An 18,401-nucleotide genomic window follows, 5' to 3' on the forward strand; every position below is an offset into this window, starting at 1 on the left:
AGACTTGCTTGAGAACCGGAGCGAGCGCCGTGAAGACAAGGCGCACGGAGCGCAGCAACCGGCATGTACTTTAGACCATGAGGATTGCGAGCACCGCAGAATTGAAATTCTGCGGCAGTATTCATGCCGCGCAGTAGGTTCTGAAGGAAGTCTCATTGCCACCCGCCTCCCATTGCCCGATACAAAGTAACCCGGTTGACTTGTTCAATCAGTCGCAACGCAATCAGATCCAGCTGCGCGCTGTATAACGAACGCTGTGATACCAACGTATTCAGGTAGCTGTCAATGCCGTTGCGATAGCGTGCATCTGACAGTTGATAGCTTTTGGTGCTGGCATCGGTGAGCCGCTGTTGCGCTGCTAGTCGGCCTAGCAACGTGCCGCGTTCGGTCAGTGCATCATCGACATCCTTGAATGCCGCCTGAATAGTTTTTTCATAGTTAGCAACATCAATATCGCGCATAATTTCCGCAACCGCCAAGCTTGCTTTGTTACTGCCTGCATTGAAAATTGGCAACGTGATCGCTGGCATAAACAACCAGCTACCGCTTCCGGCCGCAAACAATCCGGAAAGACTACTACTAATGGTGCCGCCTTGCGCGGTCAGTGAAATACTAGGAAAAAATGCCGCCCTTGCCGCGCCGATATTGGCGTTAGCGGCGATCAGCGTGTGTTCCGCCGCCAGCACATCTGGCCGACGCAGGAGAAGATTAGAGGGTAATTCTGCGGGCGAGGATAACAGCATCGTTGCGCTATCGGGAATAGTATCCGGTAATAACGTAGCCGACACCGATGCGCCGACCAGCAGGTTCAAACGGCTGGCATCCTGTGCGACCAAATTGATATAGGCCCACTCGGCAGCTAACGCGGCCTCTACGCTGGTATGCGCCTCTGCCAAATCCAGCCCTGAGCGCACCCCAATAGCGTGGCTGCCTTTGATTAACGCGTAGGAGCGCTGCTGATTTTTGAGCGTAGCACGGGTCAATGCCAACCGTTCATTATCGGCGGCGAGTGTTAACCAGGCATTAGCTACTTCTGCCACCAAACTAATCTGCGTGCTGCGCCGGGTTTCGATATTGTACTGATAGGTTTCAAGCGCTGCCGTGCTTAAATTCTGCAGACGTCCGAAAAAATCCAACTCGTAACTACTGATACCTACATTAACATTATGTTCGCGTGCAATTGTAGGACTACCTTTGCGCGCAACAGTGCTACCGACATTACTAGTCAACGCGGGATAGCGCTCAGCATCCTCAAGCTGATATTGGGCACGTGCTTTCTGGATGTTCAATGCCGCGATCCGCAGATCCCGATTATTTTCTAACGCCAGCGCGAGCACTTCCTGCAAACGCTTATCCAGAAAGAATTGTTGCCACTCTACGCTGCTAGCCATATCTTGTAGCGCTGATTTCTGGCCGTCATCCACCAGAACGGCATGCGACCAGACAGGTGAAACCGGCGCAACTGGCTGCGCATAATCCGGGGCCAAATTGACGCAGGCTCCCAGAGACAATGCCAGCACGATGGGCAAGACCCTGAATGCGATTGGGGATGTGGGAGTGCTGGACATCAAATACCTTCCTGTTGCATTATGGATTCGGTTTCGTGCTGATTTGTGCGCCGCTTTTGGTTCCAACCCGCGTATTGATGAGCGGCTTTACTAATCAGAAAATAAAACAGTGGAACGAAGAAAATACCAAAGATAGTTGCGGCAATCATGCCACCCAACACGCCCGTGCCAATTGCACGACGACTGGCAGAACCGGCACCACTGGCAATTGCTAGCGGCAGTACGCCAAACATAAAGGCTAAGGATGTCATTAAAATTGGACGCAAACGCAAATACACCGCCTCCAGCGTCGCTTCTAATAAAGACTTACCGGCTTCATGTAATTGCTTGGCAAACTCAACAATCAAAATCGCATTCTTAGCGGACAAGCCCACCGTTGTCAGTAAGCCCACCTGAAAATACACATCATTGGACAGGCCCAGAAATCCAGTGAACCATACCGTGCCCGCCACGCCTAACGGCACCACCATAATCACCGCAAACGGTACGGTCCAGCTTTCATATAGCGCCGCTAAACAAAGGAAGACAAACAAGATCGACAGTGCGTACAACAACGGGGCCTGTGCGCCCGACATTCGCTCTTGATAAGATGCGCCGGTCCACTCGATGGAAATGCCGGCTGGCATTTTCTTCATGATATTGTCGACTTCCTGCATCGCTGCGCCGGAACTGACACCCTCCGCAGGCTGACCGATGATTTCAAATGATGACACGCCGTTATAGCGTTCCAATAACGATGGACCATGGGTCCAGCGACTGCTGGCAAATGACGAAAACGGCACCATCTGACCCATCGCATTACGCACATACCAATGACTCAGGTCAGCTGGTTGCATACGGAATGGCGCGTCGCCTTGCACATACACGCGCTTGACGCGACCGTTATTAAGAAAGTCATTAACGTAAGTCCCGCCCATCGCGGTCGATAGCGTGCTGTTAATATCGTCGACGTTGAGATTCAATGCATTGGCTTTACTATCGTCGATATCGATCCGAAATTGTGGCGTATCGTCCAACCCGTTGGTACGAACACCGGTAATTTGATTGCTGGTTTGGGCCATGCTAATGAATTGATTGCGCGCCGCTATCAACGCATCATGGCCGACGCCGCCCACATCTTTTAATACAAAATTGAAACCGGAACTTTGCCCTAACCCACGCACAGCAGCCGGTGACACGACAAAAATGTTCGCTTCACGGATTTTTTTCAAATCGATATTAGCGCGCTCAGCAATCGCCGCCGCGCTGCGCGAAGTGGCGGTGCGTTTGTCCCAGTCTTGCAGTTTGATAAAAGCGCGGGCGCTATTTTGGCTATTACCACCGGATCCGGCACCGTTGATGGTCAATAGCGATTCAATTACTTCCGGCTGTTTAAGAAAATACTGTTGCACGGTGCGCATGACAGCGGCAGTCTGCTGGTCCGTAGCGCCAACCGGCAGCTTTATCTGCGCCATCAATACACCTTGATCTTCGTTGGGTAAAAATGAAGTAGGCAAACGCAGAAAGCACACCGCCATGACACCGACGATCAGAATATATAACAATAAACTGCGACGACCGCGTGACAAGAAACCGGCTACACCGGATTGATAGCGCCTGGCATTGCGTTCAAAAAAGCGATTGAACCAACCAAAGAAACCGCGCTGGCGCTCCTGATCTGTTGTTGGTGTATGCGGTTTCAGCAAAGTGGCACACAACGCTGGCGTCAACGTCAATGCGACCAGCACGGACAAACCCATCGCAGAAATAATCGTGATCGAAAATTGACGGTAAATAACGCCTGTAGAACCGCTAAAGAAAGCCATCGGAATAAATACCCCGGATAAAACAATCGCAATCCCTACCAGCGCACCAGTGATTTCGGTCATCGATTTGCGGGTCGCTTCACGTGGGCTAAGGTGCTCTTCCTGCATCAAGCGCTCGACGTTTTCCACCACCACAATCGCATCGTCAACTAACAAGCCGATTGCCAGTACCAGGCCGAACATCGTCAGCGTGTTAATGGAATAACCAAACAACGACAAAATGCCGAAAGTACCAAGCAGCACTACCGGCACCGTAACTGCCGGAATAAACGTTGCACGTATACTCTGCAAGAACAGATACATAATCAACACCACCAGAACGATCGCCTCCAGCAACGTCTTGATGACTTCCCTGATGGATACTTTGATAAAAGGCGTCGTATCGTAACTGATCGCGCTTTTAAGCTTCAAAGCAGCCGGAAAGTATGGCTCCAATTCCTTTATCTTGGAAAGTACCGCCTCGGATGTCGCCACCGCATTTGCGCCTGAAGCCAGTTGTATCGCGATCGCTGCTGACGGCTTTCCATTTTGCTGGGAAGTGATGTTATAGCTTTCACCCCCGAGTTCCACGCGTGCGACATCAGCAAGCGTTACCACCGCGCCGTCGCTGGCAGACTTCACTATCACCTGACGGAATTGTTCGACCGTACTCAGCTTGCTGCGTGCGGTGATGGTGGCGTTAAGTTCTTGTCCTGGTACCGCAGGCAAATTCCCCAACTGCCCTGCCGAGACTTCTGTGTTCTGCGCCCGCAAGGCGCTCGTAACGTCGGAAGGCATGAGTGCATATTTTTGCAGTTTGGCCGGATCCAGCCAAATCCGCATTGCATAGCTCGTGCCGTAGGTGGTGACATCGCCCACCCCTTCAACCCGACTGATCTGGTCTTCCAAGGTGCTGCGGATGTAATCCCCGATATCCATACCGCGTACTGTGGGATCATCTGAGACCAGCGATACAATCATTAAAATATCAGTCGATGACCGCGTCACCGTCACGCCAGTGTTTTGCACTGCTTGCGGCAAACGTGAACTGGCTTGCTGCAATTTATTTTGTACCTGCATTTGCGCCACATCGGGATCGGTACCGGCTTTAAAGCTTAGCGAGATAGTGCTGGCGCCAGCCGAACTACTGGTCGCCGACATGTATTCCAAATTATCCAAGCCCTTCATTTGCTGTTCGATCACCTGCGTGACAGAATCTTCCAGCGTCTGCGCCGAAGCACCGTTATAAGTTGCGCGGATATTTACTTTAGGCGGTGCGATGTCTGGATATTGTTCCAGCGACAGCGTATTAATTGCCAGCACCCCGGCAAGCATGATGACTATGGCCAGCACCCAGGCAAAGATGGGACGATCAATAAAAAAATGTGCCATTAAAAATCCCTTGATTTACTTAAAGCGTGACATATAAAGCTGGTATACGAAATTGGTAAAAAATCGATTCCGCCAAAAAGGCTATAGCTGCTGAAGCGATGGTGAACGTTGCAGTTGCAGGTGAATCGGCAGTTGACGTACCCGTCATAGGCGTTGCCGGTTATTTCGGTTGATCGATAGCTAAAATGATGAATGCTCCGTGGATGCTGGCCGGGAGTGGGCCGACTAGCCTCCACGGCGCGCCAACCGCGTTGATTATCGAAGACATAAAATCTATATCAACAAATATAAATCACGCTACCGACCAATACCACCACCAGATTGAGCAACCAATCCCGCTGCATCAGCCGACACATTAACCAAAATCTTAGTCATATCCACTCCCCGCGCAATATCTCCAACTTTCACATTCTGCAACCCGTCAACAATCACCCGATCCCCTACCTCCAAGCCGCCACCAATCAACCACTGATTCCCCACCGCACCAGCAATAACCAGCGTCCGCTGTGCCACTTCATTTTCACCATTCAGAATCAATGCCGTCGCATTCCCCGTTACATCCCGTGTCACCGCACGCTGCGGAATCAAAATAGCGTTATCGTTAAAACCCTCCTCGATCGCCGCCCGAACAAAAATCCCCGGTAATAAAACGCCCTCAGGATTAGGCACCTCTGCTCGCAGAGTGACCATTCCCGTCCCGGTATTGACACTAATTCCGCTAAAGGTAAGACGTCCCGGCAACGAATAAGCGGTCCCATCTTCAAGCGTAATATTGACCACTGCCGTATCCTTCCCGCTTTTCTTGATATTCCCTGCCGCGAGTTCTTTACGCAAACGTAGCAATTCAGTACTGGACTGCGTAACATCAACAAAGATCGGATCAATCTTTTGCACGGTGGTTAACGCCGCCGACTGTTGCGCCACCACCAATGTACCGGGCGTCACGACCGAGGTTTCAATCCGACCGGAGATCGGTGATTTTATTTTAGTAAAATCGAGATTAATACGCGCCGTTTTCACCGCAGCACGCGCCACTTCTACATTGGCTTTGTTCTCATTTAAGGCGTTTTGTACATCATCGTTGTCTTGCTGGCTTACAGCGTCAATTTTGAGTAATTCAACATATCGCTCAGCCTTAACCTGAGAGGCACGCAGCGTTGCCTCTACTCTGACCAATGCGGCACGGGCACCATCCCAGGCTGCCTGATAAGTTGCTGGATCAATCTGGTACAAAATGTCGCCTTGTCGGACGTCAGCGCCCTCTTTAAACAAACGACTCTCAATAATGCCGGTAATCTGAGGACGGATATCGGCTGTCAGAAATGCCGTGGTGCGACCCTGCAAGGTAGTAGAAATAGGCAAACGCTGCGGCGCAACGGTCACAAAACCGACTTCCGCCATTTTCTTTGCAGGAGCGGAATCCTCGGTTTTAGAACAGGCACCAAGTACTGTCATTGCCAGCAGGAGAGGGACCAGTTTGAAGCAGATAGACTTAAAAGGCATAGGTTGGAGATGGCGTGGGTTCATATTGGCTTTAGATTCGCTGCTACAACGGTGACCCGGCTGCACCTTTATCATCGCGATGATCTACAGACTAAAAATCCAGTATGAAAGAAGATTGTGGAGGAATAGTGAAGATCGACATTATTTGAAAAATATATCAATAGCCACACAAACTTTCAGTTCCTTGATACTCTGCAGCATGAACGGCTATGGCCTCATTGAAGATTTTTTGTAAAACAGGTAAATACTCTAGGAACTCTGTCGTTCGGCGAAGGCGGCGTTTCAATAATATCAACGCTTAGTGCCTACTCAAACCAGATCCCCATCGCACAAAAAATAGTCGTTTTCAATTGATTGTTGGAGAGCGTCTATCAGGAAAACACATGCATGACTTTATTTTAAAAATGAGTTTCAGACTAAAAATTTTTTCCGCCCTGCTAGCAATGGCGGTAGTAGTCGCCATTGCCATGGGCGCTGCATTGCGCTTTAGTTTTACCCATGATTTTCTGGGCTATCTGAATCAACAGGCACTTCAGCGCATGGAAGATCTCACGCCGAGTCTGGAGCAGGCCTATCACGACAACGGCAATTGGAACTTCATCAAAAATAATCCGAAGCAATGGCACGCAGTCATGCGGCAAATACTGATCGACGACGGGACGCCATCCGACGGTACGCCGCCCGGTTCGGTGAAAAGAAGTCCGCCAATCTCGGATCTTACCGGTGCGCATTTACGTATTAGTCTGCTTGACGCGGATCGCCACTATGTAGTCGGTTATCAGAATGCAAGTTCGGATGCGATCCTGCGTCCGCTGATGGGACATAATAAAATTATCGGCTGGATGGCACTAACACCATTTGAAAGCGTGATTACCGCGGTCGATTTACGCTTTCAGCAAACGCAGAAGGCGGCACAACTGATCATCGGCCTGCTGTCGATTCTGGGTGCTGGTTTTGTGGCCGCACGAATTTCCAGCGTGTTATTGTCACCCTTGACGCGCTTGGCCCGCGCCACCCACCAATTAGCGGGCGGCGACTATACCACGCGGGTTGGATTAACCTCACATGATGAAATCGGCAGACTGGCGCAAGATTTCAATCAATTGGCGCATACGCTGGAACGCAATGAACGTATGCGACGCGATTTCATGGCTGACGTTTCGCATGAGTTACGCACGCCGCTTGGTATATTAAATGGGCAATTAGAAGCAATTGAAGATGGTCTGCTTAAACCGGATGGAGATGCATTACAGTCGTTGCAAGCAGAAGTGCATAAAATGAGTAAGCTGGTCGATGATCTGTATGACCTGTCTCTGGCGGATGTCGGCGCGCTGACTTACCGCAAGGTCGATGTCGATTTGCAAAAAATAATGCAAACATGCCTGAACAACTATGAAGATATCTACGCAAAAAATGTGCTGAAGCTTGTAGTTGACAGGCCGGATTACGCAATGAGTGTGTATGCTGACGCGGGACGACTGGAGCAGTTATTTAATAATATTTTTGAAAATACGCTGCGGTACACCAGTTCAAACGGTCGCTTGCAAGTAACGCTGGCACGTCAGCAAGAGAGCTGGCTGCTACAATTCGATGACAGTGCTCCGGGGGTTGATGAAGCTGCGATGCCACGCTTATTTGAACGGTTCTTTCGGGCGGAAGCATCGCGCAACCGCGCCACCGGTGGCGCTGGATTGGGCCTGGCTATCTGCGAACGCATCGTTGAAGCACATCACGGCAGTATCAGCGCATCGGCATCACCGCTGGGCGGCTTGCGTCTGACCATTTCACTACCAAAAATCGTCACCAGAGATTATTCCTGAGTTGCCATGACCAGCACACACTTTGAATATATGCCACCCGCCAATGCAGACATTTTGGTGGTTGAGGATGAGCCGAAGATGGCGGAATTGTTGCAAACCTATTTGACCGCAGCAGGTTATGGCTCGCGCTGGATTAGCGATGGGCGGGAAGCATTACCTGAAGTCAGAAAAAAATTGCCTGACCTGATTTTACTGGACATTATGTTACCTGGCTGCGACGGCTGGGAAATTTGTCAGTCGTTGCGACGTTTTTCAGCCGTCCCGATTTTGATGCTTAGTGCGCGCGTAGAACAAGAGGATCGCCTGAGAGGTCTGGAATTAGGTGCCGACGATTATATTTGCAAAACACCGTTTAGCCCCCGCGAAATCGTTGCCAGAGTCAAGGCGATGTTACGTCGCAGTCAAAGCGATAGCTTTAGCGCCGATCCTAACTTCAGCATCGATGGCAATTCCGGTCAAAAAACACAAGGGATCGTAATAGATGAAGATCGCCACCAAGCCAGCGTCAATGGCATCGTCCTCAACCTGACACCATTGGAATTCAGGCTGATCGCCATATTTAACGCCGCACCGGGGCGTGTGTTTTCACGCGACCAATTGCTCAATCATCTGCATGACGAATACCGCTCAGTCACCGACCGAGCCATCGACAGCCATATCAAAAATCTACGGCGGAAGTTTGAACCCTTCTTTCCGGATAAAAGCATCATTCATGCAATTTACGGAACTGGATATAAATTTGTAGTGCTTGATTCGGATTAAACGACAATTTACGAATATCGAAAAAAGGAGAAAATCAGTCTTTAAAGCGCCGGTGTGATAAAGATTTACCTCTCCATCAGATCGGGCAACCCCACCTTTGGGCAAGGCTTTAATGCAGGCTTGGTGTCGGCTTAGTGCGGCTTAGTGCGGCTTAGTGTCAGCTCAATCTCAGCTCAATCTCAGCTCAATGTCAGTTCACGGAGGAACTAAGGCATTTTATGGGTGCCGCTCAAACGTTTGTCTACCTGTAAACGTTTGATGTGCCACCCATGTCATCCACCAACCAGGCAAATCAAAGCAATCAGCCCTTACGTGAAAACTTGGCCGTAAGCTGATTGAGCTTCTCGGCACGTTGAAGCGCCTCGATTTCCGCTACGCGTGCCGCTTCCTCTGCGATACGCTGCGCCTTACGATGATCAGCATTTTTCTTAAAGCGTTCACGCAAGATTTCGGAAGCGTGGGTGCGATGGACGTCCGTTACCGCATCCGAGATATTGCCATCCAGATCAAATCTGACTGTCGCTTTTTCCATCCCTTTAAGATAGCGCAACGAATTAACGTGCATTCCCAAGGCCATTCGCATAACTTTGCGGTTCAGTTCAGGACAGCGTGCGATGAGTTGTTTGTCGATACCAATCGCCAATGGCATGAATTCGCGAAAAGCGGCAAATTTTTCCTGCAAATCCTTTAGCAAAATGCGCGCATTTTGAGCAGGAGCAAGCGTGGCAGGAATAGTTGTATCGGGGGTAGTACTAGGAACAAGACTTGGCATATTACTTGGCATATTCATTGACAGCAAAAAGACATTTATATTTACAAGCGGAGAAGCATATCACGAGAAGCGTTTTGATCCCGAATTCAGACACTTTTCTGCCAAAGACGGTATATCCGTAAAGCAACCTGTGCATCATCCGCAGCGTAAAGAATCTGGCGTTCGGTCAGCGGAAATTGCGCCCAGTTACTGGTAGAGGTTTTCTTGGATTTTCTTAAGCGCTGACCAAAAAACCGCGCGACTGCCGACTTGGCACCGACATCGTTACGGCTATCTTGCCGCAAAGCCCGCGATAAATCTACTACCTGGACTAAATCGATCCCTAATTTCTTGGCCAAACGCTTAAGGTCATCACTGAGACCGAAACCAACCTTCAAAATCCGCGGTGACTCAAGCACCGTCCTCAAGACCGCAAGCGACGCCAGTTGTCCGACGAACCGGCCTACCGGAAACAGGAATACGACATCATCCGCAGCCAGCTGAATCAAATGCGGCCCATCCGATAGCTCACCCTTATTAAAGGTCGGCTTGGATTCGGTATCGAACCCGATGACATCGGTCGCCATCAACACCGCCAGCGCCTGTTGCGCTTCAGCGGCAAACCGGACAACGCGCACTGACGCTGCAGTAATTCCTTCGTAGGGGGGCAATACTTCTTCAATCACCTCGGATACGGGGGCGGTCGTCATGCAACCATCATTTGCGCGTAATTTGCCATATGGTAAGGGTTCCGATAAATCGTTGATTGTCATTAATTCCTATTATACGGGCGGCTTGCCACAATTTTTTTATAACGATTTGGTGGCTATATCTGTGAATGTAAAATGAAGATAAGAAACGTTCCCACAAAGTCGTTTTCAAGAGGACGGCCCCCGGGTAATTGACAAGAATAATGTCGCGTCAAGACATGCTGCGTTCTTAATTGCTTCTGGCTGATTTTGTTCGGGATTTAGCCAAAAAACCTCGTTCTTTATGTCCACTCCCGCGTAGCACCTGACCAACGTTCCGGGTGTCGCTTCTTGCAGCTTCATAGCTTGCTCACAGTGCTTGGACTCGCTGCATCCCGGCCATTATAGCGCTGTGCCGGTCTAACGAATTTCACCTCGCTGTCCTCATGTAAAACGACACGGGTTAATGCACAATATTTATCGGTCTTACCGCTTTATTTAAAAAATGTTTATATATACCAATTACTTATTTTTGATTAAATAATTTGCGCCATATCATATGAGCAACCAGCAGGTGATTAAAGATATCGTCTCTTCTTCCCAATATTTTGGTTCTTAGGGTCGATAATACAGCGCGTGTTCATTATGAATTGAAATTGCCTGTTCAACACAATAATCGCGAGACTGGAATGGTGTAGCCAATGTCTTGCATAAATGCTGTCCAATTGCCGTTTCATTATAGATGCTGAAGCTAATCCATCGATTCGATAAGACGTATTGGAAAAAGACCGCCTGTCCCAATACCTGGCAAAACAGGCCAAAGAAACTTGCGCCTGTTGCAAGCCCAATCAAAATGCTATCGGCGGAAGTCCCACCATCATAACGCGGCAAGACCAGAATAATTACGACAGCAAGAAACTCGCGGTTTAGTTGTTTAGCCCTCTCAGCAGTTCATAATTTCAATGGTACCCACCATATCTGTTGAATCTTGCAGGGCCGACTTTAAAATTTACAGGGCATACTGCAGTAACCCGATGATATCCATTCTATCAGACTCTATTTCATCTATTTCATAGAAAGTAATTCTGTCATGAAACTTGTCCTGGTAAGTCCTTTTAATCCATACGACATTAAAATTTTTTCTGGAACACTCTATTTTATGACTAGAGCTTTAAGGGAGAGATTTGATATCGTAGCTGAGTATATGGAAATTGAAGGAGACGAAATGTTAAATAAGTATTTATCAAAAGATAATATTAAGGCAGATTACATTATATTCATGGTGTGTTTTAAACCAATAAAATCATATAATTATAATATTCCTGCAGTATATTGGCATGATAGCACCTGGCACACCTATTTACATGGATATGAAAATAGAGACAATTTTTCAAATTTTAAATTAAAAAATCGAGAGCTCTATCTATATGACAAGATGGCTGCCGCCAAATTTGATTTATTGGTGTACTCATCAAATTATGTTGCAGAGGCATGCGTCAGAGATTATAAAGTTAATAGCGAAAAAGTTAAGGTGATACCATTTGGTGCGAACATTTTCGCTCCCCCTCCCATCAATGCCTTAATAAAATTTCTTTCCGAAAGAATGAATAGCGACACCTTAAATTTGCTGTTTTTAGGCTGTGATTGGGAAAGAAAGGGATTGGGTAGTGCAGTGCAGCTAGCTGCTAATTTAAACTCTATGGGTATCAAAACAATTCTCAACGTTGTTGGTTGTGAGCTTACTCACGAGACCTATAACTTTCCCTATGTAATTAAATGGGGTTTTCTTAATAAGGCAGATAGTGATCAACTTGGTGTTTTATTAAAAATATTTCAGAAATCCCATTTCATCGTTCATCCTGCTCTTTCTGAACCATTTGGTATAGCGTTATGTGAAGCTAATGCTTACGGAATACCGATTATAGGAACGGACGTAGAGGGTTTAAAAACGATCGTAAAACACGGGAAGAATGGGTACTTGTTTAGTAGGGAGAGCTTCGTAGAGGATGCATCAAGTCTTGTAAAGGGTATTTTCCTTGACATGGCCAAAAATTATATTCCGCTTTTTGACAATTCATTACTTGAGTACAACTCTAGACTCAATTGGGCATCGAGTACAAAAAAACTTGAGGAGGAATTAATGAAAATGACGATGGAACGCACGTTTCCCGCGCTGTCTTAAACGCGCAGCCTGAGATACCAAGCCATAATTCCTGCGCAAAACAGCCGCTTATTCGTAAAAGTACCCCAGTAATTTGGATATCTGGCTATTCTGGTCGGCGCTCTGCCGCGTTGCACTTTGCGACGCAACGCACGGCCTTGCAGTGCATCCGCCAAGTTCGTCATGGCCCGCCAAGATCTGGTGCCGTCGCAAATTTTCTGATGATATGCCACAAGCATGCTTTGATACAGTAGATTCCGCCTTTATCCAGATTGGCGATAAGTGGCAGTTTAGGACTCCCCAGCGCAGAAAGCACGGATAACCTGCGCTGCACCAGATATTGGTCAAGCGCTGTACGCGCCATAGGCGGTAAGGGCATCCTTGGCTGCCTTACTTCCTTTTCCGACTAAGTACAACCAGTGATCGTCGTGTTCGTCTGTCTGAATGTTACCCAATGTTTTTTACAGGCCCATTCTGAGGCGGACCATGATCGGCCTTATGTTCCACTTCGTATAAGGCCGAACTCCTGCCAACCTTCAAGTATCCATTTAAATTTATCCGCCGAGTTTTTCATGCAACGATGACCGGGGAAATCCGATGCAAGCAAAGAAAAATCCGACTGCAGCAAAGGCGACGACTGTCCACATTCCCCACCCTAAAGCGTAGGCATAGCCGTTGGCTGCTGCTGATCGCAGCATAACCATCTCCGAGTTGTCCATGCCAGGTGTTGTCGCCATCTTGAGCAAAAATGACGAATCCATCTGCGGTAGCAAATTAGCGTAATTTGCGCTTAAATCGTTACTGGCGTTAAAGTAAAAGCGCTGCGCTGCAGAAACTGCTGTGCCAACCACCGCAAAACAAAGTGCTGCTCCAAGATTTCTCATCGTGTTAAGGGTTCCTGAAGCCATTCCCGCCATATGGCCAGGGACAGCGATCAGAACAGCTTTAATACCAGGCGAAATCACCAGTGGGGCTCCAACGCCATAGAGCAACATACCGACGAGACTCAGGGCGTAATTATTCATCGGTATTGTGACACTCATCCATATTGCAGATAACAGGCACAATCCACACCCTAGTTTTATTGGCGCTCCAACCCCGGAGGAATCCGCCCACTTTCCCGCAAATCTTCCCATGTATATGATAGGCAAACCGGTCGGCAGAAGCCGTAGTCCCGCTTCTAACGGGGTATAACTCATGGATACTTGCAACCAGATCGCCCAAAAAGCGATCACCATCACACTCACTTGCGCCGTCAGAAGCACAACGTTTGCGCAAAGATAGTCCAATTTTTTGAACAGGCGTAAATCAACAAGTGGTTGTCGCACTGTCAGTTCAGTCACGACAAAAACTATCAGCAGAACGATGGCTAACAGCGCCCCATAAATCGTATAAGGACTATTCCATCCCCATATCTGTGACTGCATGAGCGTAATAACTAAAGTGCCGAACCCGAACAAAAAGGTAAAGAAACCCATGTAATCAAAATGCTGATCAACCGTCAACTCTACGGCATTGTCTGCTGGAATCGCGCGAAGAACCGCTCTCCACACAAAGAAAGAAATAGGAACATTCATCCAGAAGATGACACGCCATGATAAATATTCAGCCAAAACGCCACCAATGAATGGTCCTGCTGCCAGGAAAAAAGCGGCAATGGCGGCACTGGTCCCAAGCGCATAACCTTGTTCGTTACTTGGAAACACACGGCCAAGAAGGACAGCATAAGTTGCAAACATACAACTAGCTCCAAATCCCTGAACTACCCTTGCAGCCACAATCATTTCCACGTTGCTGGCAATTGCAGCGCCAATTGAACCGGCTACAAACCCGGCAAGCCCAATAAAAATATTTTGCGGTGGCCCAACATATCAGACACGCGACCGGCGCCAAGTACGAATACCGCAAGCGAAACGAAAAAACTACTCATTACCCACTGAACACCCGTTTCAGTAAGATGTAAATCACTCTGAATAGATGAGAGTGTCACTGCCACCCCTGTCTCATCAATGAATGTCAGAGACAGAAAAAGTGACATGACAAGTATTGCAAGTTGTTTTATATTTAAACGCATAATCCTTCTTCGATAGATGTTTATAAGAATGCTGTGTAAGTTACTTAATAAGTAATGTGGCGTATTTGGTTTTATGTTCGAAGCTCATCTCCATCAACTTAATGAAGCCGGAGGTTTAGTAATGTCGAATGTCGTTAAACATGCCAATGCCACACAATGCACTGTGCATGTTACCTGCCCTGCAGATAAACAGGTTATCGATATTGAGATCGCTGACAACGGGCAAGGATTTGATCCAGTAGCGGCAGTATCAGGCATCGGCTTGCTTGGCATGAAAGAGCGCGTGCATGGCGCTGCTGGTCAACTGACCATAAAGAGTCAACCAGGCAACGGCACACGCATCTTGATTCGCCTGCTGAGAAACTGAACTAGATTTCACCCGCTTCTACGTGTGCACCTTATCGCGTTAAACTATCTCGGATATTTTTGACTAAAATCCCGAAAAGTGAATAACCCTGTTAACTGATGCAGAAAAAGATTGAGAGCCGGAACGCTCAGAAGTTCTGATCGGCTATTTCTCCACCACCGTTACCGTTTCTTGTCGCTCCCTTTAAGGCCGTAATTTGTAAGCATCCGGCGCAGCCGTCTTGACGTAAGCGTTCTTCCTCGAAGGCAGCAATTCATCCAAGCGTGAGAGGGGTAATCTTCTCATTTTTATGATGGGTAGATTCAAGCAGTTAACGTAACGCATCATGCAATATCTGAGTAAGTGGTGCATGTGCTTTTTCTGCCGCCGGTTCGGATGAAGAATGCCTAAATCGGCAACTTACCACCTACCTTAACACAGAGGGTGCTTATGGAGCTAAAGCACAAAGCCGCTTAGCAGACGTGCATATAACTGAAAACAATATTCATCTCCATTATCCAAATATTGATCAATGCGCCTCAGCCTGCAACGCCTCAAGAATATCCGCCCGCTTCAATTGCGGCGCAAACTGCAAAATAAAATCCATCGTATAGGACCGCAAATAAGCACCGCGCCGGACTGCAAGTCGGGTCACATTGGAGGCAAACAAATGTGACACTTCCAACGTTTGCAAGCCGTTTTGACGGGTATGTTCTGCCGCCATCGCTGCAACAATACCGACCCCCAACTCCAACGAAACATATTGCTGAATCACATCCGAGTCCATCGCAGTCAGCACGATATCGGGATTAATACCGGCCGCTCTGAACGCCGCGTCAATATGACCACGACCAGTAAAACCGACATCGTAAGTAATTAATGGATAGGCCGCCAGATCACTCAGGCTGATTGGGCGCTCCACTAACAATAACGGATGGTGTTGCGGCACCACGACGACATGACTCCATTCATAGCAGGGGAAAGAGATTAGTTCCTTAAACTGCGACAAGCCTTCGGTGGCAATACCGACATCGGCTTTACCCGAGATCACCCATTCAGCGATATGTTCTGGCGAACTCTGTTGCAACGCTATGCGGACATCGGGGAAGCGTGCGCGAAAGCCCTGCACCACGCGGGGTAAGGCGTAGCGCGCCTGCGTATGGGTTGCAGCGATGGATAGGGTTCCGGTAGTCTCGCCGGTGTATTCCTTACTGGCCTGACGTAAATTTTCTGCCTCTTGCAAGAGTTTCTCTACGATTTGCAAAATGCCTTTGCCGGGATCGGTCAATCCGATCAGGCGCTTGCCATTGCGGACAAAAATATCGACGCCCAGTTCTTCTTCCAGTTCACGAATCTGTCGGCTTACCCCCGGCTGCGACGTGAACAATACGTTGGCTACTTCGGTCAGGTTAAAGCCGCAGCGTGCCGCTTCTCGTATCGATCTTAACTGTTGAAAATTCATCGCGCATCCTGGTTATGGTGAGATGGTTGGTCCACGAACACGTGTAAGCGACGCGGACGCACCACGAGCGTTTCGCCCTCTTTTAAATCTAGCTGTTTAAAACGTTCTGCAGAAATCACCGCTTCAATCAACTCTGCATTGTCGTCGCGCGCTAACTCCAGTTGCGCCAGCGGTCCAATCGCATGCGCTCTGATGAGTTGCACCACGATACCTTCTGCGCCTTTGGCGTAACGTTCGATATCCAGATCATGCGGCCTTACATAGCCGATACCGGCAACGTCCTCGGCCTCCGCATGGCCCGGCACATCCAAACGCATGCCGCCAGTATCCAGAACGCCCTGATGCACACGACCATGGAACAGATTAACGTTACCCAAAAATCCATACACAAAAGGTGAGGTCGGATGCTCATACACTTCTTGCGGTGAACCCGTTTGTTCGACGTTACCTTTATTCATCAGCACGATCTGATCGGCAACTTCCAGCGCCTCTTCCTGATCATGCGTCACAAAAATACTCGTCACATGCAACTCATCATGCAGACGGCGTAACCAGCGCCGCAGTTCTTTACGTACCTTGGCGTCCAGGGCACCAAACGGTTCATCCAGTAGTAACACACGTGGCTCTACGGCTAGAGCGCGTGCCAATGCTATCCGCTGGCGCTGTCCGCCCGACAATTGCGGAGGAAACCTGTCTGCCAACCAGTCCAGTTGCACTAGTTCGAGCAATTCCGTCACCTTCTCGCGGATGACGCTCTCCGATGGTCGCGACGCGCGTGGCTTAACGCGTAAGCCAAACGCGATGTTCTCAAACACGGTCATGTGCTTAAACAATGCGTAATGCTGAAATACAAAACCGACCTGACGTTCACGCACATGGCGTGATGAGGCATCTTCGCCATCAAGCAATACTTGCCCTGAATCTTGCCCTTCCAGTCCCGCAATAATTCGCAACAACGTGGTTTTTCCACAACCAGATGGCCCTAATAACGCGGTCAACTCACCCGTAGGAAAATCGAGCGAGACGTTATTCAGTGCAGTGAATTGGCCAAATTTTTTATTGATATTATTTACTGCGATGCCCATGGCATTCTCCTGAGTGGGTCGTCGGCATTATGATTGGAGCGTATGAAGTGATCCATGGGACTTGCCGCCGCTAGTTTCATCGCGCAGACGCCACGCAATAAACGATTTAAGGGCCAGCGTTACCAATGCCAGAAATGCCAGCAATGAAGCCACTGCAAACGCTGCCTGAAAGTTATATTCGTTATATAAAATTTCGACCTGTAAAGGAATCGTATTGGTCTCGCCGCGAATGTGTCCGGACACTACCGACACTGCGCCAAACTCACCCATGGCGCGAGCGTTACATAGAATGACGCCGTACAAAAGGCCCCATTTAATGTTCGGCAAAGTCACGTACCAGAAGGTCTTCCAGCCCGACGCTCCCAGTACCAGCGCCGCTTCTTCTTCCTCGCTGCCCTGGGCCTGCATTAACGGAATCAATTCACGTGCAACAAACGGAAACGTTACAAATACGGTCGCCAGAACAATGCCCGGCACCCCGAACAAAATCTTGATATCGTGCTCGCGTAACCATGGCCCAAACCAGCCTTGCGCACCAAACAGCAATACGTAAATCAAACCGGATATTACCGGCGAAACTGAAAATGGCAGATCGATCAATGTCAATAAAATGTTCTTGCCCCGGAAATCGAACTTAGCGATTACCCACGATGCCGCAACCCCGAATACCAAATTTAGCGGAACCGCAATCGCTGCCGTCAACAACGTCAGCTTGATAGCACTGACCGCATCCGGCTCTATGATGGCGGCAATATAAGCCCCCCATCCTTTTTTAAAAGCCTCGACAAACACCGACACTAGCGGTACTACCAAAAAGAGGGTGAGGAACAATAACGCCACAGTGATTAACAGCGCCCTCACCCAAAACGGCTCTTGCGTTGCATGCGGAACGTTGACCGGTTCAAAGCGTGCATGTAGGGTCACAGAACCTGTGATGGGAAAGGGAGAGGACATTACAGAATTCGACCCCAATGATGCGAGCGTAGACGAATTCTCATTAAATG

14 protein-coding genes and 1 pseudogene are annotated in these 18,401 nt (G+C 48.7%); 4 read left to right on the forward strand and 11 right to left on the reverse strand.

Going from position 1 to position 18,401, the window contains the following annotated elements; all coding sequences use genetic code 11:
* Positions 1 to 152: 152 nt before the first annotated feature.
* From HAV38_RS17200 to HAV38_RS17210, 3 genes are all read right to left on the reverse strand, one after another.
* Entirely contained in the window at positions 153 to 1,568 is a 1,416-nt protein-coding gene (locus HAV38_RS17200; protein WP_168056627.1) for an efflux transporter outer membrane subunit, read from the reverse strand.
* Positions 1,568 to 4,744 (reverse strand): efflux RND transporter permease subunit, encoded by a 3,177-nt coding sequence (locus tag HAV38_RS17205; protein ID WP_168056628.1) that lies wholly within the window; start codon positions 4,742 to 4,744, stop codon positions 1,568 to 1,570. The genes HAV38_RS17200 and HAV38_RS17205 overlap by 1 nt, the downstream gene beginning before the upstream one ends.
* Positions 4,745 to 5,041: 297 nt before the next feature.
* Positions 5,042 to 6,247, reverse strand: a complete 1,206-nt coding sequence (locus tag HAV38_RS17210) for an efflux RND transporter periplasmic adaptor subunit (RefSeq protein WP_245182419.1) — start codon at positions 6,245 to 6,247, stop codon at positions 5,042 to 5,044.
* A gap of 383 nt (positions 6,248 to 6,630) precedes the next feature.
* Between HAV38_RS17210 and HAV38_RS17215 the strand changes: the two genes are divergently transcribed.
* Together HAV38_RS17215 and HAV38_RS17220 are read left to right on the forward strand one after the other, a co-directional pair.
* Positions 6,631 to 8,067, forward strand: coding sequence for an ATP-binding protein (locus HAV38_RS17215; protein WP_168056630.1), 1,437 nt, complete (start codon positions 6,631 to 6,633; stop codon positions 8,065 to 8,067).
* A gap of 6 nt (positions 8,068 to 8,073) precedes the next feature.
* Positions 8,074 to 8,829, forward strand: coding sequence for a response regulator (locus tag HAV38_RS17220; RefSeq protein ID WP_209216791.1), 756 nt, complete (start codon positions 8,074 to 8,076; stop codon positions 8,827 to 8,829).
* Positions 8,830 to 9,130: 301 nt separating this feature from the next.
* On the opposite strand, the gene HAV38_RS17225 is transcribed toward HAV38_RS17220, so the two are convergent.
* Entirely contained in the window at positions 9,131 to 9,601 is a 471-nt protein-coding gene (locus tag HAV38_RS17225) for a ProQ/FINO family protein (protein WP_245182420.1), read from the reverse strand.
* Between the two features lie 86 nt (positions 9,602 to 9,687).
* Complete coding sequence (locus HAV38_RS17230; protein WP_168056632.1) at positions 9,688 to 10,290, reverse strand: 3'-5' exonuclease; 603 nt, start codon at positions 10,288 to 10,290, stop codon at positions 9,688 to 9,690.
* A gap of 1,069 nt (positions 10,291 to 11,359) precedes the next feature.
* Between HAV38_RS17230 and HAV38_RS17235 the strand changes: the two genes are divergently transcribed.
* A complete protein-coding gene (locus tag HAV38_RS17235) occupies positions 11,360 to 12,451 on the forward strand; it encodes a glycosyltransferase family 4 protein (protein WP_168056633.1) in 1,092 nt (363 codons plus the stop codon).
* 160 nt (positions 12,452 to 12,611) lie between these two features.
* Here HAV38_RS17235 and HAV38_RS17240 read toward each other — a convergent pair whose 3' ends face one another.
* From HAV38_RS17240 to HAV38_RS22330, 3 genes and pseudogenes are all read right to left on the reverse strand, one after another.
* A complete protein-coding gene (locus HAV38_RS17240) occupies positions 12,612 to 12,809 on the reverse strand; it encodes a hypothetical protein (protein ID WP_168056634.1) in 198 nt (65 codons plus the stop codon).
* 175 nt (positions 12,810 to 12,984) lie between these two features.
* The gene (locus tag HAV38_RS17245; RefSeq protein WP_425338702.1) at positions 12,985 to 14,007 is read right to left on the reverse strand and encodes an MFS transporter; all 1,023 of its coding nucleotides are present in this window, start codon (positions 14,005 to 14,007) and stop codon (positions 12,985 to 12,987) included.
* A pseudogene (locus tag HAV38_RS22330) lies at positions 14,008 to 14,504 on the reverse strand (MFS transporter); the annotation flags it as partial.
* A gap of 121 nt (positions 14,505 to 14,625) precedes the next feature.
* Here HAV38_RS22330 and HAV38_RS17255 point away from each other — a divergent pair.
* On the forward strand, positions 14,626 to 14,871 hold the full coding sequence (locus tag HAV38_RS17255) for a sensor histidine kinase (protein WP_168056637.1): 246 nt from the start codon (positions 14,626 to 14,628) through the stop codon (positions 14,869 to 14,871).
* Between the two features lie 508 nt (positions 14,872 to 15,379).
* On the opposite strand, the gene HAV38_RS17260 is transcribed toward HAV38_RS17255, so the two are convergent.
* From HAV38_RS17260 to cysW, 3 genes are read right to left on the reverse strand one after another with little or no spacing between them, the layout of a single operon-like run.
* Positions 15,380 to 16,312 carry a CysB family HTH-type transcriptional regulator gene (locus HAV38_RS17260; protein WP_168056638.1) on the reverse strand — a complete coding sequence of 311 codons (933 nt, stop codon included), beginning with the start codon at positions 16,310 to 16,312 and terminating at the stop codon, positions 15,380 to 15,382.
* Positions 16,309 to 17,397 (reverse strand): sulfate/molybdate ABC transporter ATP-binding protein, encoded by a 1,089-nt coding sequence (locus tag HAV38_RS17265; RefSeq protein WP_168056639.1) that lies wholly within the window; start codon positions 17,395 to 17,397, stop codon positions 16,309 to 16,311. The genes HAV38_RS17260 and HAV38_RS17265 overlap by 4 nt, the downstream gene beginning before the upstream one ends.
* A gap of 27 nt (positions 17,398 to 17,424) precedes the next feature.
* Complete coding sequence (gene cysW, locus HAV38_RS17270; RefSeq protein WP_168056640.1) at positions 17,425 to 18,351, reverse strand: sulfate ABC transporter permease subunit CysW; 927 nt, start codon at positions 18,349 to 18,351, stop codon at positions 17,425 to 17,427.
* Between the last annotated feature and the right edge of the window lie 50 nt (positions 18,352 to 18,401).

It is taken from the genome of Glaciimonas immobilis (genome assembly GCF_011947285.1).
Lineage (GTDB): Bacteria > Pseudomonadota > Gammaproteobacteria > Burkholderiales > Burkholderiaceae_D > Glaciimonas > Glaciimonas immobilis.

Coding starts and splice junctions, on each gene's coding strand:
- HAV38_RS17225 (WP_245182420.1), bottom strand. CDS start 9,601: ATGCCAAGTCTTGTTCCTAGTACTACCCCCGATACAACTATTCCTGCC.
- HAV38_RS17215 (WP_168056630.1), top strand. CDS start 6,631: ATGCATGACTTTATTTTAAAAATGAGTTTCAGACTAAAAATTTTTTCC.
- HAV38_RS17200 (WP_168056627.1), bottom strand. CDS start 1,568: ATGTCCAGCACTCCCACATCCCCAATCGCATTCAGGGTCTTGCCCATC.
- HAV38_RS17210 (WP_245182419.1), bottom strand. CDS start 6,247: ATGCCTTTTAAGTCTATCTGCTTCAAACTGGTCCCTCTCCTGCTGGCA.
- HAV38_RS17240 (WP_168056634.1), bottom strand. CDS start 12,809: ATGCCCTTACCGCCTATGGCGCGTACAGCGCTTGACCAATATCTGGTG.
- HAV38_RS17260 (WP_168056638.1), bottom strand. CDS start 16,312: ATGAATTTTCAACAGTTAAGATCGATACGAGAAGCGGCACGCTGCGGC.
- HAV38_RS17255 (WP_168056637.1), top strand. CDS start 14,626: ATGTCGAATGTCGTTAAACATGCCAATGCCACACAATGCACTGTGCAT.
- HAV38_RS17245 (WP_425338702.1), bottom strand. CDS start 14,007: ATGAATGTTCCTATTTCTTTCTTTGTGTGGAGAGCGGTTCTTCGCGCG.
- HAV38_RS17235 (WP_168056633.1), top strand. CDS start 11,360: ATGAAACTTGTCCTGGTAAGTCCTTTTAATCCATACGACATTAAAATT.
- HAV38_RS17220 (WP_209216791.1), top strand. CDS start 8,074: ATGACCAGCACACACTTTGAATATATGCCACCCGCCAATGCAGACATT.
- HAV38_RS17265 (WP_168056639.1), bottom strand. CDS start 17,397: ATGGGCATCGCAGTAAATAATATCAATAAAAAATTTGGCCAATTCACT.
- HAV38_RS17205 (WP_168056628.1), bottom strand. CDS start 4,744: ATGGCACATTTTTTTATTGATCGTCCCATCTTTGCCTGGGTGCTGGCC.
- cysW (WP_168056640.1), bottom strand. CDS start 18,351: ATGTCCTCTCCCTTTCCCATCACAGGTTCTGTGACCCTACATGCACGC.
- HAV38_RS17230 (WP_168056632.1), bottom strand. CDS start 10,290: ATGACGACCGCCCCCGTATCCGAGGTGATTGAAGAAGTATTGCCCCCC.